The 16,616-nt window shown below is 57.0% G+C and carries 15 protein-coding genes and 1 pseudogene; 15 read left to right on the top strand and 1 reads right to left on the bottom strand.

Features of this window, described 5'->3' with window-relative positions:
- The first annotated feature begins 105 nt into the window (after window positions 1-105).
- The 15 genes and pseudogenes from ACR0MQ_RS13350 (at window position 106) to ACR0MQ_RS13280 (ending at window position 15,626) form a co-directional block, all read left to right on the top strand.
- The gene (locus tag ACR0MQ_RS13350) at window positions 106-477 is read left to right on the top strand and encodes a cupin domain-containing protein (protein WP_170775446.1); all 372 of its coding nucleotides are present in this window, start codon (window positions 106-108) and stop codon (window positions 475-477) included.
- A gap of 137 nt (window positions 478-614) precedes the next feature.
- Entirely contained in the window at window positions 615-1,088 is a 474-nt protein-coding gene (locus ACR0MQ_RS13345) for a VOC family protein (RefSeq protein WP_480608701.1), read from the top strand.
- Window positions 1,085-1,435, top strand: a complete 351-nt coding sequence (locus ACR0MQ_RS13340) for a hypothetical protein (protein ID WP_170775444.1) — start codon at window positions 1,085-1,087, stop codon at window positions 1,433-1,435. The genes ACR0MQ_RS13345 and ACR0MQ_RS13340 overlap by 4 nt, the downstream gene beginning before the upstream one ends.
- Complete coding sequence (locus ACR0MQ_RS13335; RefSeq protein WP_170776847.1) at window positions 1,432-1,569, top strand: hypothetical protein; 138 nt, start codon at window positions 1,432-1,434, stop codon at window positions 1,567-1,569. Before ACR0MQ_RS13340 ends, ACR0MQ_RS13335 begins: the two co-directional genes overlap by 4 nt.
- A complete protein-coding gene (locus ACR0MQ_RS13330; protein ID WP_480608698.1) occupies window positions 1,566-2,534 on the top strand; it encodes a carbon-nitrogen hydrolase family protein in 969 nt (322 codons plus the stop codon). Before ACR0MQ_RS13335 ends, ACR0MQ_RS13330 begins: the two co-directional genes overlap by 4 nt.
- 42 nt (window positions 2,535-2,576) lie before the next feature.
- A complete protein-coding gene (locus ACR0MQ_RS13325) occupies window positions 2,577-5,309 on the top strand; it encodes an aminotransferase class I/II-fold pyridoxal phosphate-dependent enzyme (RefSeq protein ID WP_170775440.1) in 2,733 nt (910 codons plus the stop codon).
- A gap of 17 nt (window positions 5,310-5,326) precedes the next feature.
- Window positions 5,327-6,775, top strand: a complete 1,449-nt coding sequence (locus tag ACR0MQ_RS13320) for a biotin carboxylase (protein WP_480608695.1) — start codon at window positions 5,327-5,329, stop codon at window positions 6,773-6,775.
- Between the two features lie 8 nt (window positions 6,776-6,783).
- A complete protein-coding gene (locus tag ACR0MQ_RS13315) occupies window positions 6,784-7,776 on the top strand; it encodes a C45 family autoproteolytic acyltransferase/hydrolase (RefSeq protein ID WP_170775436.1) in 993 nt (330 codons plus the stop codon).
- Window positions 7,777-7,837: 61 nt separating this feature from the next.
- Window positions 7,838-8,442: pseudogene (locus ACR0MQ_RS13310) on the top strand (IS6 family transposase); the annotation flags it as partial.
- 397 nt (window positions 8,443-8,839) lie between these two features.
- Window positions 8,840-10,939 (top strand): hydantoinase/oxoprolinase family protein, encoded by a 2,100-nt coding sequence (locus ACR0MQ_RS13305; protein WP_480608693.1) that lies wholly within the window; start codon window positions 8,840-8,842, stop codon window positions 10,937-10,939.
- On the top strand, window positions 10,936-12,585 hold the full coding sequence (locus ACR0MQ_RS13300; RefSeq protein ID WP_170775432.1) for a hydantoinase B/oxoprolinase family protein: 1,650 nt from the start codon (window positions 10,936-10,938) through the stop codon (window positions 12,583-12,585). Before ACR0MQ_RS13305 ends, ACR0MQ_RS13300 begins: the two co-directional genes overlap by 4 nt.
- Complete coding sequence (locus ACR0MQ_RS13295; RefSeq protein ID WP_480608690.1) at window positions 12,582-13,664, top strand: pyridoxal phosphate-dependent aminotransferase; 1,083 nt, start codon at window positions 12,582-12,584, stop codon at window positions 13,662-13,664. Before ACR0MQ_RS13300 ends, ACR0MQ_RS13295 begins: the two co-directional genes overlap by 4 nt.
- Complete coding sequence (locus ACR0MQ_RS13290) at window positions 13,661-14,404, top strand: maleate cis-trans isomerase family protein (protein ID WP_480608688.1); 744 nt, start codon at window positions 13,661-13,663, stop codon at window positions 14,402-14,404. The genes ACR0MQ_RS13295 and ACR0MQ_RS13290 overlap by 4 nt, the downstream gene beginning before the upstream one ends.
- Window positions 14,401-14,604, top strand: a complete 204-nt coding sequence (locus ACR0MQ_RS13285; protein WP_480608686.1) for a hypothetical protein — start codon at window positions 14,401-14,403, stop codon at window positions 14,602-14,604. The genes ACR0MQ_RS13290 and ACR0MQ_RS13285 overlap by 4 nt, the downstream gene beginning before the upstream one ends.
- A gap of 53 nt (window positions 14,605-14,657) precedes the next feature.
- Complete coding sequence (locus ACR0MQ_RS13280; protein ID WP_480608684.1) at window positions 14,658-15,626, top strand: D-2-hydroxyacid dehydrogenase; 969 nt, start codon at window positions 14,658-14,660, stop codon at window positions 15,624-15,626.
- 220 nt (window positions 15,627-15,846) lie between these two features.
- Here ACR0MQ_RS13280 and ACR0MQ_RS13275 read toward each other — a convergent pair whose 3' ends face one another.
- Entirely contained in the window at window positions 15,847-16,602 is a 756-nt protein-coding gene (locus tag ACR0MQ_RS13275) for a globin domain-containing protein (protein ID WP_480608682.1), read from the bottom strand.
- Window positions 16,603-16,616 lie beyond the last annotated feature (14 nt).

Raw genomic sequence — 16,616 nt, 5'->3', positions numbered from 1 at the left:
CCGCCGCTCTTAGCGAGTGGCGTCAACTTTGTTCCGGATAGGTTCGCGGTTTCCGCGGCTAACTGAGACTGGTTCGAATTCGTCTGACAGCGCCACCCGATCAGCATGTCGGACTTTTTCTCGTTCGAGATCGAAAGTGAGCAGACAGTGTTCTACGCTGCTGAAGAACTGACCAAGAACGGCAAGGGCGGGCTGTCGCTGTGGCAGGTGGGATCAAACCTGCATGCGCGCGCGATGATGATCTTACAGGAGACCTATGATTTTGGCGCCGACACAGGGCGGGTGATGTATGGCCATGAGGTGGAAGAGGGCGGCGTCGTGATCTCGGGCCGGGTCGAGGTTACGGTGGGCGATCAACGCAAGGTTCTGGGGCCGGTCGATGCCTATTACTTCAACAGTCGCACGCTGCAACGGTTCCGGAAGGTCGGCCCCGTAGTCTGCCGGATCATCAGCGCCTGCACACCGCCAACTTTCTGAGCATTTGGAGTGAAAAATAAGCACTATGCATCATAGTGTTGCAGGCCCCGCCGGAATGAGCCACAGTATGATGCATAGTGCGGGAAATTCCTGCATGTCACTTAGGGCGACCGTCGCCCAATTCGGAGAGGACCGGAATGATGAAGAAGCCTGCCACTCTGCCCCGTGGCTATCGTACCTGCACCGCGTCGCTTGCCGTTGGTGACGTACCCGCAGCGCTGCAGTTCTACGAAAGCGCCTTTGGTGCGAAGGTTCAGGCCTGCGATGTGGAAGAGGCTCCGGGATTTGCCACCATCAAGATCGGCAATTCGATGCTGTTTGTCACCGCCGGTTGGGGTGCGCATGGTCCCGCCGTTTCGGGCACGGTCACACCGGTTGGACATCACATGTATGTCGAAGACACTGACGCGACCCTCGCGACCGCGCTGGAAAATGGCGCCCGCCTGATTGCCGAGGCGACCGATACCTATTGGGGTGAACGCTGCTCTACAATCGCCGATCCCTTCGGCCATGTCTGGACGCTTGCGACCCGTATCGAAAACCTCAAACCGGCGGAGATCAGTGAACGGCGCAAGGCGCTGCTCGACGCCGTACAGACCGAGGCTGCATGAGCGTCGCACCGTTCCCAACATTCACTATCCGTCAAAACGATCTGGCGATTCTTGCGGCTGAAAACCGCATCGGAGATTACCCTGTCGCCGTGCGCACGGCGCGCGAGGTGGTCAGCGGCGGCTTTGCCAACCACTCGACGCATCCCAACACCTGGACGGTGTATTTTCTGGTCGATGGCCAATGGGCGTTGGTCGAATCCACCCGCGGTCTTCGGCGGGAATGGTCCAGCCTGGACCGCCTTGAAAAATGGCTGCGCAGTTGTGGCTTTCGGTTCTTCTGGGTCCGCAACGATATCGACTTTGTGGAAACACTGACAGAGGATGCAGCCGAGGAAGAGGCTCAATGACGCCGGAATCTTCCAAAACAATTCGCCTGAGGACAGCAGGCTTGCGTGAATACACGATTTTGTGTTCCGATGAAGAGCGCCGGATCATAGCGGCGGTCGCAATCGGCGAGAAAATGAGAAGAAACGAAATATGACCCCCTTTGCAATAACCGGAATCCAGATGCATGTCGGCGCGCTGCAGTCGAATGTCGACGCTATGTTGCATCGGATCGACATCATGATGGCTCGGTTCCCCTGGACCCAGATGGCCTTGTTCAGCGAGCTGGCGCCTCATGGTCCGCTCGACCGGTTTGCCCAACCCTTTCCCAATGACGACCTGTCGCGCTTTCAGGACGCGGCGCGGCGTTACGGGATCTGGCTGATCCCTGGCTCGATGTTCGAGAAACGCGAGGATGGGCGGATTTGTAACACTTCCGTGGTGATCAACCCGGATGGTGAGATCGTTTCTAAATACTCCAAGATGTTCCCGTTCAAGCCTTATGAACAAAACATCGCCTCAGGCACCGAGTTCTGCATATTCGACGTGCCGGAAGTGGGCCGGTTTGGCCTGTCGATCTGCTATGATATCTGGTTTCCCGAAACAACTCGGCACCTGACTTCTCAGGGGGTTGAGGTTCTTTTGCATCCGGTCCTGACCGGCACAACCGACCGCGAGGCCGAGCTATCGATTGCCAAGGCGACCGCCGCGCAGTTCCAATGCTATGTGTTCGATGTGAACGGGCTGGCCGCTGGGGGCGTTGGCCGCTCGCTGGTCGTTGATCCTTCGGCCACTGTGTTGCACCAGTCAGCAGGGCAAGAAGATATCTTCCCCATCGAGATCGATCTCGATCAGGTGCGCCGCCAGCGCGAGGTTGGACTGAAAGGTCTGGGGCAGGTTCTCAAGAGTTTCCGTGACCGCAAGGCGGACTTCCCGGTTTATGACCGTACCAGCGGGGCGGATGCTTATCTGCATACGCTGGGCCCACTGCGTATTCCGCAAAAAGGCGACGTTGCAGGTGTCGCTGCATCCGACCCCAGAACGGCGCTGGGATATAACGAAGACGCCGCGACCAAGCCCGACAATCTGTATCTCTACAAAGGGCGCTCCGGCACAGACTGATACCAGCCCAACTTTTTGGTATCGGCAGAAAGGAAAAATTTCATGCACGGCATTTCCGATAGCGAAAAGCTCCACACTATCTCGGACTACTACAGCGCCTCACAGCTGAGAGCAGACCGATGGAGCGCGCTGCGGGAAACGGCCGAATCTCTGGATCAGGGCGGTAGCGAAAAAGATCGGGACCGGGCACGGCAATTGTTGCAGGCGCTGGCCCCGATCGAAGTGTATTTTGCGTTTCCGGGCGGTTCTGCATTCGATTATCTGCGCCGGTTGTTGGATCATGGCAACTTTGGCGATTTTTCAACCGCCGTGCGCCGGGTGTCGCGTGCGCTTACATCGGGGGCGTATCGTCGCCGCTCGATCCCCCTGATCGCGGATGAAACCGAAGGCGATGAGTTCGAGGACGAAGCGGCCCAAAGCCACGAGGCCCGTGCACTGGGTCGGCCTTACTTCGAAGTGATGATCGTCGATAATGTCAACGAACATCAAGAACGGTTCCTGCAATCCAGCCTGCAACGGATGCGCCGCAGCGAAGACCAGTTCATATATGAAACCGTCGTGGTTCCTAGTGTCGAGGACGCGTTGATCGGGGTTCTGTTCAACCAGAACGTTCAGGCTGTGATCGTCCGCCCGGGCCTGAGCCTGAAATCCAAGAACGAAACCAATGTTTTGGGCCGCTATATCAGCCTTTATGGCGAGGGCGCCGATCTAGATGCGCTGTCGCCCTCGGAATACGGACCAGAAACCTGCCGCCGGATCGGCATGCTTCGTCCCGAGTTGGATGCCTATTTGATCACCGACCGCTCGGCAGAAGATATCGCCGGTCTTGATCTCGGCCTGTGCCGGCGGGTGTTCTACAATCAGGAAGACTTTCTGGAACTGCACCTGAACATCCTGCGGGGGGTGCAAAGAAGGTACAAGACGCCGTTCTTCACAGCGCTCAAGGAATACTCCAAACAGCCCACAGGCGTGTTTCACGCAATGCCAATTAGCCGGGGTAAATCCATCAGCCGCAGCCATTGGATTCAGGACATGGGGGCGTTCTACGGATCGAACATCTTCATGGCTGAAACTTCTGCCACCTCGGGTGGGCTGGATTCGCTGCTGGAACCCAAAGGTCCGATAAAGGAGGCGCAAGAAGCCGCCGCTCGCGCCTTTGGATCTAAACAGACCTTCTTTGCCACCAACGGAACATCGACCTGCAACAAGATCGTGGTGCAGGCGCTGGTCCGGCCCGGTGACATCGTGCTGGTCGACCGTGACTGCCATAAATCACACCATTACGGTATGGTGCTGGCGGGGGCGAGCGTGGTCTACATGGACAGCTATCCGCTGCACGATTACTCAATGTACGGCGCGGTACCGATCCGTGAAATCAAACATAAACTGCTGGCCCTGCGCGCTGAAGGCAAACTGGACCGGGTGCGCATGGTGCTGCTGACCAACTGCACCTTTGACGGCATCGTCTATAACGTCCAGCGGGTGATGCAGGAATGTCTGGCGATCAAGAAAGACCTTGTGTTCCTGTGGGATGAGGCGTGGTTTGGTTACGCCCGCTTTGCGCCCAATACCCGCGTACGCACCGCGATGCGTTCGGCCAATATTCTGCGAGAAGAGTTCCGCACCACCGAACACGCCGAGGCCTATGCGGCACAGCAAAAGGAACTGGAGGGCAAGGGAGATGACGCGTGGCTCGATACGCGCCTGATCGCACCACCGGACGCAAGGGTAAGGGTCTATGCCACGCAATCAACGCATAAAACGCTGACCGCGCTACGGCAGGGCTCGATGATCCACGTCAATGACCAGCAGTTCAAAGGCGCTGTCGAAGAAGCCTTTCACGAGGCTTACATGACCCATACCTCGACCTCGCCCAACTACCAGATCATTGCATCGCTGGACGTGGGCCGCAGGCAGGTCGAGATCGAAGGGTATGAGTTCGTCCAGCGGCAGGTCGAAAGCGCCATGGCAATCCGCCGGGCGGTGACGACGCACCCATTGCTCAAGAAATACTTCCGGCTGGTCACCGCAGGCGACATGATCCCCGAGCAATATCGCGAAAGCGGCATGACCAGCTATTTCGACCCGGATCAGGGTTGGGCCGATGTCTGGGATTGCTGGGCAAAGGATGAGTTCGTTCTGGATGCCACGCGTATCACGCTCCATGTGGGCGCGACCGGCTGGGATGGCGATACCTTCAAGACCAAGATCCTGATGGACAAATACGGCATCCAGATCAACAAAACCTCGCGCAACACCGTGCTGTTCATGACCAATATCGGTACCACGCGCAGTTCGGTCGCCTATCTGATCGAAGTGCTGGTCGAGATCGCCAAGGAACTCGACGATCTGATGGACGATGCGTCCAAGATGGAAAAACGGGCCTTTGAGAAGCGCGTCAGGAACCTGAGCGAACACGTCCCGCCGCTGCCGGATTTCAGCCGGTTCCATGATGCTTTCCGCTGCGAAAAAGGTACCGAGGCGGGGGACATCCGTACCGCGTTCTTCCTGTCTTACGACGAAGACAATTGCGATTATGTGGAGCCGGACAAGGAGATGCTGGACCGGCTGGAGGCCGGGGAAGAAATGGTCTCAGCCACCTTCGTGATCCCTTATCCGCCGGGCTTTCCGATACTGGTGCCGGGGCAGGTGATCAGCCCCGAAATCCTAAAATTCATGCAGGAACTGGACGTCTCGGAAATCCATGGATTCCGCGCCGATCTGGGCCTGCGCATATTTACCGAAGACGCTTTGAAAACAATCAAGAAATCATAAGGGACTGGGAGGACCATATGCCAAAGAAGGTGCTGAAAAACATCTCGGAAATCCGCCGGTATTTTCATACCAACAAGGACCCGATCTACTTTGTATCGGCGACCAATTTCAACTTGTTGGGGCTGGATGAATGGGTGATGAACTTTACCTATATCTGCTACATGGATTGCTTTGACGGTCGACATCCGAACGTGTTCGTCCCTTCCGAGATGCCGCATGACGAATTCCAGTCGATCGAAGACATCAATAACTATCTGTTGCAGCACAAAGAGGTCATTGATCTGATCAAACGGCGCGGCGGCAAGCCCAAGTTTGTCTTCTTGATGTTTGACGAAACCACCGAGGCGCTGGTTAAGGAGTTGGGTGGCCAGCTATGGTTTCCTAAGGCAAAGCTGCGCACCAAATGCGACAACAAGATCGAAACAGTTCGCATCGGCAATAAAGCGGGTGTACCTTCGGTGCCAAACACCCTGAGTGTGGTCAAAAGCTACGATCACCTGCGGAAAATCTGCGACAAGGCGGGTCTGGGCCACGATCTGGTGCTGCAATCGGCCTTTGGCGACAGTGGCCACACGACTTTTTTCATCAAGTCCGAGACCGATTTCAAAAAGCATGAGCACGAGATCGTCGGGGAAGGCGAGATCAAGATCATGAAACGGATCGATTGTCGTGGTGCGGCGATCGAGGCCTGCGCGACGTCCGAAGGCACCATCGTCGGCCCGCTGATGACCGAGCTTGTGGGCTTCAAGGACCTCACCCCCTATCGCGGCGGCTGGTGCGGGAATGAGATTTTCTCGACCGCCTTCCCACCCAAGGCCCGCGAACAGGCGCGGCAGTTGACCTTCCAGTTCGGAGAAGAACTGCGCAAATCCGGTTATCGCGGGTATTTCGAGCTTGACTTCCTGATCGACAAGAAAACCGATGAGCTTTGGTTAGGCGAATTGAACCCCCGCATCACCGGCGCCAGTTCGATGACCAACCACGCAGCCTTTGCTCATGCCGATGCGCCACTGTTCCTGTTCCACCTGCTGGAGTTTTCGAAGAAACCGTTCGAACTGGATGTCGAGGAACTGAATGCCCGCTGGGCTGACCCGGACATGATCGACAGTTGGTCACAGATGGTGATCAAACATACCGATGATAGTGTCGACCGCATCACGCAGGCCCCGCAATCGGGGATCTACAAGATGCTGGAAGACGGGCGTGTGGTGTTTGACCGGTTCGACTATCACCGCCGCGCCGTGGGCGAAAATGAGGCGTTTTTCCTGCGCATCTCGAATGTTGGCGATTACCGCTATGAAGGGGCTGATCTGGGCATTCTGGTGACGCGCGGGCGGTCGATGACCAAAGGTTTCAAACTGACTGACAAGTCGAAAAAGTGGATCCACGGGATCACTTCGGCTTATACGGCTGAACCTCTGCCCGCGGCGCAACCGATGGAAGACCCCGCGTTCAAAATCATGTAGAAAGTCCTATGACGCTTGTTTTTCGTTCCATCGACGAGGCGCAGCCCGGTCCTAAGCTGGCCGGGCTGTTTGCCGAATACTGGCCCGCCTACCGCAAATGGTGGGCGCAAGAGGGGTATTCGGCCCGCCCCACTTATCGCGAATGTCTGCGCGCGCTGGAACGGCATATGCCCGAGATCATGCCGCTGTATGAAGAGGTGGTTGAACTGGTCGGCGGCAGCGACAGCCAAGCGCGGTTTCTCAGCTTTTACTGCCCGCCGAAATACCTGTCGGGGTGCAGTCAGGCGGTCTGGCGCGGCAAGACACCTATTCTGGTGCGAAACTATGATTACCACCCCAAGACCTTCGATGCCGCCTTGCTTAGAACCCGCTGGGGTGAGCGTGGCGTGATCGGGATGAGTGATGGCGTACTTGGCCTGCTCGACGGGATAAACGATACCGGTCTGACGGTGTCGCTGACGTTTGGCGGACGGCGCGAGGTGGGTGATGGGTTCGGCGTTCCACTGATCCTGCGCTATGTTCTGCAAACCTGCGAAACAACCGCTGAAGCGGTTGAATGCCTAAGTCGTATTCCCTGCCACATGAGCTATAACGTCACCGTTTTGGACGCAAAGTACAATCATGGCACGGTGTTTCTGGCCCCCGACCGGCATCCGCAAATCTCTGACGTGCCGGTGGCGACCAACCACCAGGGCCAGGTGGAATGGTCGAAACATGCACGCTTTACCGCAACGCTCGAGCGGGAACGGTTCCTGCTGAACCGTCTCAACCAGCACCCCGAAAGCGAAAAGCGGTTTATCGACGCTTTCCTGCGTCCGCCTCTCTATTCCACGGCATTCAGCTCGGGGTTCGGAACGCTCTATACTGCTGTCTACCGACCAGCAACAAAGCAATTGCAACTGGTATGGCCAGGGACGAGCTGGGATCTGTCGTTTAGTAACTTCAGCGAAGGAAAGGTCAGCCTGATGTTGCCGAAGGCGGAGGCTGAGGTCACATACTAGCCCGGGTCTTGTCAGAAGAACTTGGCTTGAGGCGGGCAGGGGTGTTGCGTAGCTTTTGCCCATGACCAGACCTGCCTCTTTCAAGTGTTTTAGTCCAGCCCCGAGATCTTCCGCCTTGCGGTGATGCTGTACATCTGTTTCCCGCTCTCGCTTCGAAATGTCGAAGATCTGTTGCATGAGCGAGGCATCGACGTGAGCCACGAAACTGTCCGGTATTGGTGGAACAGGTTTGGTCCGGTGTTTGCTTCCGAGAGCCGAAGAAAGCGTGTTCAACAGCTGAGCGCATTCTCCAAACGGAAGTGGTACGTGGATGAGGTACTTGTGAAGGTGAATGGCAAGAGGCACTACCTCTGGCGGGCCGTGGATCATGAGGGCGAAGTGTTGGAAGCAGTTGTCAACAAACGTCGAAACAAAGCTGCAGCACTGGGATTCCTCAGGAAATTGACGAAGCGATACGATAAAGCGGAAAACGTCGTCACGGACCGCTTCACCTCATACAGAGCCGTGCTCAGAGAGCTGGGCGCCAATGAAAAACAGCAGACCGGCAGGTGGTTCAAAAACCGCGTCGAGAATTCACATCTTCCTTTCCGACGGCGTGAACGCACGATGCTACGTTTCAAGCGCATGCGAAATCGGCAGAAGTTCGCTGCCGTTCATTCCTTTGTCTAGAACCACATCATTTAGGAAAGATCGCTGGTCAACGGGGGTGTATTCAAATTGACGGGCACGGTCGTTCATCCAGATCGCGCGATCTTCGCGTTTCTTAAAGGATAGCCCTATTGGTCTAGCTGAGGCTGGTTCGAATTTGGCTGACGCACCCGCATGCTTGCGGGACATGTCCACATTTTTGTTGACAGCAAGTCCTGTGCTCGGGCAGCGTTTTGGGCATGGAAAAGAGCAAGAGCGGCCAAACATGGCGCAAATCATGATTGCAAAACTGGGACGCCGGGAAACCGGCTGTGATCTGGTCGTCTAAACTAACGCTGGTAATGAACCGATTTGGCTTTTGCTGGACCGGGCGTCCTCATCTCTTCTGCCTCTCCTGATTTTCTGGTTTTTCTAGATGCACAACAAGAACGGGTTGCGCCTTGCCGTTGATATTGGCGGTACATTTACCGATACGGTTTTGGTCCATGGGCAAGGTCATATCCTTGCCACTGCCAAAACACCGACCACCCCGAAAAACCCGACACTTGGGGCGCTTGCGGGTGCTAAATACGTGTTGGTCAAATCCGGGGCGGACTGGCCTCAGATCAGCGGCTTTATCCATGGCACGACACTGGCCACCAATGCGTTGATCGAGCGCCGCGGGGCAGTTGTGGCGACTGTGACGAGCGAAGGGTTTCGTGACATTCTCGAGATCGCCTATGAGCGCCGCTACAACCAATATGAGATCAATCTTGTTAAGCCTGATCTGATCCTGCCGCGTGCGCGCGCTTTTACGATTAAAGGCCGAATGGACGCGCGCGGGCAGGAGTTGCAGCCGTTCGATGATGGGGCTGTTTCCCAACTGGCTGAAGAGCTTTCTGCTTGCGGCGCTGAGGCCGTGGCCATTTGCCTTATGCATGCCTATGCCAACCCGACACATGAGTTGCGGCTGCGAGAACTTCTGCAGGCGGCGCTACCCGATCTAACGATTTCGCTATCGCACGAGGTCAGCCCCGAGGCGCGCGAGTTCGACCGGCTCTCAACTACCATAGCCAACGCTTATATCCAGCCTCAGATGGAAAGCTACCTGGCCGATTTCCAAGCGCGGTTTAGCGATGAGGGGTTGCAATGCCCGATCCTGATGATGACTGCGGGTGGGGGCATGACCACGACGCAAACCGCCGCGCGCCTGCCGATACGACTTGTAGAATCCGGTCCTGCAGGGGGCGCCATTCTGGCTGCGCGCATCGCCGCCGAGACCGGCGAGCGCGAAGTGCTGAGTTTCGACATGGGCGGTACGACTGCCAAGCTGTGCCTGATCGACCAATATCGCCCGCAGACAGCCCGAAAATTCGAAATCGCGCGTGCGGCGCGTTTCATCAAGGGTTCGGGTATGCCTGTACGTATTCCGGTGATCGAAATGATCGAGATTGGAGCAGGTGGCGGTTCGATCGCGCATGTGGATCGGTTAGGCCGCTTGCAGGTCGGGCCCGAAAGTGCGGGATCCGAGCCCGGACCCGCCGCCTTTGCCAAGGGTGGAACCAATCCGACGGTAACAGATGCCGATGTGGTGCAGGGGCTGATTGAACCCGGGCGATTTGCTGAGGGACGGCTTGGGATCGATACGGACGCGGCTGAAACTGCGCTTGCGTCGGGGATCGGGCAGGCGCTGGAGCTAAACAGCGCACAGGTCGCCCATGGGGTCAGCGAGATCGTGGATGAGAACATGGCTGCCGCAGGGCGGATGCATGCGGTGGAATCTGGCAAGGATCTGGGCGCTCGGTTGATGATCGCTTTTGGTGGCAATGGCCCCCTGCACGCCACAAGGGTGGCGCGGCGTGCACAAGTCGATCGCATTCTGGTCCCGCGTGATCCAGGGGTAGGTTCGGCGGTGGGGTTCCTATTTGCTCCGGTCTCGTTTGAAATCATCCGCTCGCGCTATTGCACCCTTGAGGCGCTCGACCTTGAGGGGCTTAATGCCTTCTTCGACGCAATGATCAGTGAGGCTGAGGCCGTTGTGAGGGCTGGCGCACCAGAAGGGCAACTAACCCGGCAAAGGCAGGCTTTCATGCGCTATCACGGGCAAGGGCACGAGATTGAAATCACGCTACCTGACCGGGCCTTGAAAGAGGCGGACATTCCTGCACTTCGCAAGACGTTCGAGGAGGAATACAGCCGCCAATTCAGCCGCGCAGTGCCAGGCATGATTATCGAGGTTCTGAATTGGGCGCTGGAGGTAACATCAGAGCCACCCGCGCTGGAGCATTACCCTGAGACGCTTGAGAAAAATCCTGCGCGGCCAGATGGGCAGCGGCGCATCCTGTGTGATGTCACCGGTGAGTGGCGCGAGGCGGAGATCCACGAGCGCGCAGCGCTCAGGCCCGGCGACCAAGTGAGCGGGCCTGCCCTGATTATCGAGCCGCAGACCACGACATTCGTCAGCGCAGATTTCTCAGCCCATTTGGATGGCGGCAGTAACATTTGGCTCATGCGCAAACGGGAGGGCAACCGATGAGCACGTCGAATACTCGCCTGCAGGTCATGTGGAATCGGCTATTGGCCGTGGTAGAGGAACAAGGTCAGGCGCTGATACGCGCAGCTTTCAGCCCCATCGTGCGCGAATGCGGTGACATTTCCGCTGGCATATTCGATCTACAGGGCCGAATGCTGGCCCAGGCCGTGACCGGCACGCCCGGTCATATCAATACCATGGCTGAAGCAGTCAAAACACTGCGCAGCCGCTTCCAGCTTCAGGATATGAGGCCCGGCGACATTTACTTAACGAATGATCCATGGATAGCCTCTGGGCACCTGAACGATTTCCTGTTGATGATGCCGGTGTTTTTTCGGGATCAGGTGGTCGGGTTTACCTCCTGCACCTCGCATTTAGTCGATCTGGGCGGGCTGGGAATGGGGCCAGAGGGCGCTGACATCTTTGACGAGGGGCTGCTCATTCCTCCTTGTAAGCTAGTGGATACGGGCAATCTAAACACACTTCTGATGGAGATAGTCAAAGCCAACTCTCGCGAACCCGTCGCCAATGAAGGCGATATCTATGCGCTGATCGCGTGTTGCGAGACTGGTGCCGCGCGACTTGCCGGCATGATGGATGAGTTCGGTATCGACCATCTGGACGAGCTGGCCGACTACATCATCGACACTTCATATCGTGGCACCGTTGAGGCCATTGCCCAGCTTCCCGAGGGGACGTGGCACACTGTGCTGAAGGTAGACGGGTATGAGCAGGAGATTGATCTTCATGCGACCCTGACCATCGGTGAAGATTACGTTAATCTGGATTTCAGCGGCACTTCCGGCCTGTCAAAAAAGGGTATCAACGTGCCGCTCAATTATGCCACCGCATATTCGGTGTTTGCCCTTCGCTGTATTATCGGGCCGGACATTCCCAACAATGCGGGCTCGCTTGAGCCATTCCACGTTACGGGGCCAAAGAACTGTATTCTGAACGCCCAGGCACCCGCACCGGTCGCCATGCGCCATACACTGGGGCAGATGACACCCGATTTGGTCTATGGCTGCCTGTCGCAGGCGCTGCCGGATTCCGTTCCGGCCGAGGGGGCATCATGCATGTATGACCTGCCGCTGCGCCATACACCCGAGGCGGTGTCTCGCGGGGATGAGCAGTTTGCGCTGGAGCTTGTATTCAGCGGTGGAACCGGGGCGCGGCCTGATCTGGATGGGCTCTCGGCTACCGCCTTTCCGTCGGGTGTCTGGGGAAGTCAGGTGGAAACGACCGAAGCGGTCGCGCCTGTCCTGATCACACGGCGCGAGCTCATTCCGGACAGCGGCGGACCCGGGCGAACACGCGGCGGCTTAGGTCAACATATTGAAGTACGCTCGTCGCAGGACGAAGAATTCATGGTGTTTCTTTCGGTCGAGCGTGTCTTAAACCCTGCGCGCGGGCGTCAGGGAGGAGGTCCTGGCGCACCGGGGCGCATCCGCATCGGCCATGACGGACCAGATCTGCCTGGAAAAGGAGAGGTTCGGGTGAAGGCAGGAGAAACCTTGCTTTTCGAAACACCGGGTGGTGGCGGTTTTGGAGATCCGCATGAGCGTAGTTGGAACGACGTTCGATGCGATCTCGACGAAGGCCTGATCAGTCAAGAGGCTGCGCGCGATATCTATGGGTACAAACCATGATCCGTTCGGTTGGGCATATATCCGCGATGTCACCTTATGCGCTGGCTCAGCTTGATGCACCGAAGGGGAAGCCCCTGATTTCGCTCTCTCAAAATGAAAGCCTACGCCCTCCCAGTCCCCTCGCGATTGACGCGGCTGCAAAAGCGCTGGAAGCCGGAAATCTCTACCCCGACCCAGACTGGGGGGAGCTTCGCGCAGCGTTGTCGAGGCTCCATGGTATCCCTGCCGATGGCATCCTGTGTGGCTGTGGCTCGATGGAGCTGATCTCATGCATCACACAAGCGTTTGCGGATGAGCACAATTCGGTGCTGGCCCCGGCGCATGCCTACCCGTTTTTCCGAACTGCCGCGCAGATAGCACGAGCGCGCTATGACGACGCCCCGGAAGAAGACAAGCGCGTTTCAGTCGATGCGTTGCTTGCAGCTATCCGGGACGACACCCGTATCGTCTTCGTTGCCAATCCCGGCAATCCTACTGGCACCCGCATCCCGCGCGCCGAACTGGTACGTCTGCGCGAAGGCTTGCCGCGCGATACCCTACTGGTGGTCGACGAAGCATATGCCGAGTTCACAGATCATATAAGAGAGCCCGTGTTCGATCTGGTCGAACGCGGCGATACGGTGGTTCTGCGTACCTTCTCTAAGGCGTATGGTCTGGCCGGGATGCGCGTAGGTTGGGGCTTGTTTCCACTTGAAATCGCCCGAGAGCTTCGCAAGGTGATGAACCCCAACAACATCACGATAGCCGGCCAGGCGGCTGCAAAAGCTGCGCTCTTGGATCAAGGCTACATGCGCGAAACCTGTCGGGAAACGGCGAGATTGCGCGACGGATTGCGCCAACGGCTGCTTCAGGCCGGGCTAAACGTGCCTGAAAGTTTTACCAATTTCGTCCTGATCCATTTGGAAAGCCCTGAAGCGGCGCACCACGCCGATCATGCCCTTCGCGCAGAGGGCGTGTTTTTGCGCCCGCAAGCCGGAGCTGGGCTTGCCGATTGCCTACGTGTAACCATCAGTTTCGCGGATCAAATCGAAATTGCAGCGAGCCTTCTGGAGCGCCTGGTAAAGGAGGGATTATCATGACGAATTCTCGTGGGCGTGCCCGATTTGGTGTTCTGGTGCCTTTCACCAATACAAATCTCGAACCCGACATGACACTGTTGCGCCCCGATGGCGTGTCGATGCATTTCGCCCGTATGGGGGGCTATGATCAGGACAAGGTCCCCGATGCAGACCAGATGCACGGGCTGGGCGCAGCGGATTTGGACGAGTCGCTGCATCTGTTGCAGGGTGTACGTCCGGATGTGATCCTTTATGGCTGTACTTCGGCTACGCTTACGCACGGCCCGGTATTTGACCGAGGGCTTGCTGAACGGATCAAAGCCACGAGTGGCGCCCAAACTGTGACAGCAGCAGGCGCTTTGGTACATGCGCTGACCACACTGGGGGTGGGGCGTATCGGCTTTGCCTCGCCCTATGTGCCTGCGATCAATGACATGGCCGTCGGATTTTTAGCACAAATGGGTGTTGAAACCTTGATCCGCTCAGAGGTGGACAGTGATTTGGACAACTACGGACAGGGCGAACTGGACCCGCAGGCGGTGTTCGATCTGGGCCTTGCCGCCAACCATCCCGAGGCCGATGCGATTGTGCTGTCCTGCACTGATATGCGCAGCGTCGAGATCATCGCCCATTTAGAGCAAGCAGTGGGCAAACCAGTAATCACGTCTAATCAAGCAATGGCTTTTCGAGCGATGCAGCTTGCTGGAATCGGCGAATCCTTGCCGGGGTTCGGTCAGCTTTTGGAAAGAGAGCGGCTATGAGTTTCGATCGGGTCGCTGAGCTCTCGCTCGCATGCCAGGACATGCTGCGAGGTGCTCTCAACTTGGGCGTAGCGCTGCTGATCGACACGGTTCGCATGGTAGCCGCTGCAACAGGTGTGATGGCAGGGCGAGTCACTGTGGATTGTGCCTTTGGCACTCGCGGCACCGCGAAAGATGCCAGGGCGGTTGATGCGGCCTGAGACCAAATTTAGTGAAATGGAACAGCATGTCCGTGCTCCCGTGGAGGAAAACCATGTCTGACACCCCGCGTATCATTCTGCACAACAGCGACACGGCACCGCTTGCCGAAAGCTTGTGCGCCGCATTCCCAAAAGCAGATTATCGTGAATGCAACAGCTATGAGGGTCTTCCTACGCTGATCGACAGCTATAAGCCCGAGGTCGTCTATTCGGTTCGTTTCGCGGGCACGCCTGGCTATCCGCGCGACGCGCTGTTTGGCCCGCAAGGCCCAAGTTGGATTGCCAATGGTGGGGCGGGTACTGATCATTACGGCCAGTGGGACCCTCAAAGGACTATCGTGACCAATGCTGCGGGTGTGGCCGCTGGGATGATGGCGGAATATATCTTTGGCGGGTTTTTGCATTTTACCCTGGATGTGCCTGGTCTGCAGAAAGACAAGGCTGCGCGGCACTGGAACGCGCGTACGGTCAGGCCGTTGGCGGGCAAAACACTCCTGATCATCGGGCTGGGTCATACCGGTCAGGCGGTGGCGGCGCGCGCCAAGGCCTTTGGAATGAAAGTCTTGGGAACCCGTGCCCGCCCCAAGCCGATGAAAAATGTCGATGAGGTGCACGCAGCGGATGAACTGCATGACCTTCTGCCATTTGCGGATTTCATTGCAGTCTCGACCCCACTAATTCCAGCGACACGTGGCTTGATCGGTGCGCGAGAGATTGCGGCGATGAAGCAAGGCGTCATCCTCGCGGATGTTTCACGCGGCGGTGTAGTGGATCAAGCTGCCCTTCACGTAGCACTGAGTGCAGGTCATGTGGCGGCGGCGGTACTGGACGTGTTCGAAACCGAGCCTCTTCCCGAAACAAGCCCGCTCTGGGCTCTTGAGAACGTGGTCATCTCACCGCATTGCTCATCGGTTTATGCCGAATGGGAACAGGCTTCTTTTGAGCTGTTTATTCAGAACCTGGATCGCTGGATACGCGGCGAGAGATTGGTCAATATCGTGAACCCTGTGCGTGGATACTAAAGAAAATGACCTGACCTGTAGCCTGTTTGGTTCGGAGCGCATGTTTTCTTCCGGATCAAATTTCAAGCCAAGCTAAATAGCGGCTCTTGCCAAGCGGCGCGGTTTCTGCACGGCACAAGGGACAATCATCGGAACCGGTCTGGCAGCTTCAACATAAGTGATTGTTATGCTGCCAGCTGTTTCGGCTGGGTGATACGGTGTCTGGCTTGGATTGCAGGCGTCACATCATCAACGCTTTTTCAACAAGCGCCTGTTTGTCCGGATACAGGGACACGTCCACACCGTGCTCAGCCAGCGCGTCGCTTAGCTCTTGCGTGCTCAAGTTTTCGATTGCTGCGGTCGTCATTCTCAGGAAGTTTATCCGGCGCTTTAGCTGTCCGTTCGTTTCACCAAAAATGTGCCGATCCTGGAAAGCGAATTCTTCGGCGTATTTTGTCATGAAGTATGACAGGAACGTGTTGAGGCTAATCCGCACGCGTGGATCATCTGTGAGCAGGTCCGCAGAGGCATCCAACGTCTGTCTCATCAGGTTGGCCCAGCGTTCTGCCCCCTTGTCATTCATCAGAGCAATAGCGTTATGCTCGTGATGAAAGTTCAACCGAAACTCAGCGCCGTGGTAATAGGGGCCACCCCCCATGACATCGATCCACATGGATGCCTGGGTCGCAACATGGTGGTGCAATCCCCCAACCCTTACGAAGACGGATGTGAACCAAGGCTCATCGGCAAACACGCGTTCATAGAATCTGGTGACTACGCCAACAATTGCATCTTGTCCCAAGACAGAGAATAGCTGCCAGAACTGAATCGGCTTTGAGGTGTCGCCCGGTGCAGTTAGCGAAACAACCTCTGCCATGCGGTGGGCGTCAGCGGGCAGCAGTCCATTTTCGATCGCAGCTGTGATATATGCCTGCTGAACGCGCTCACTCATATACCCGTGGCTCGTTGGAAATTTCGGAAGGTCGACACGTGTCATCAGTTTATGTCCTG

It is taken from the genome of Ruegeria sp. AN6, from assembly GCF_056540425.1.
The sequence above is the reverse complement of the archived record's forward strand: the minus strand, read 5'-3'. Positions and strand labels throughout refer to the sequence as shown.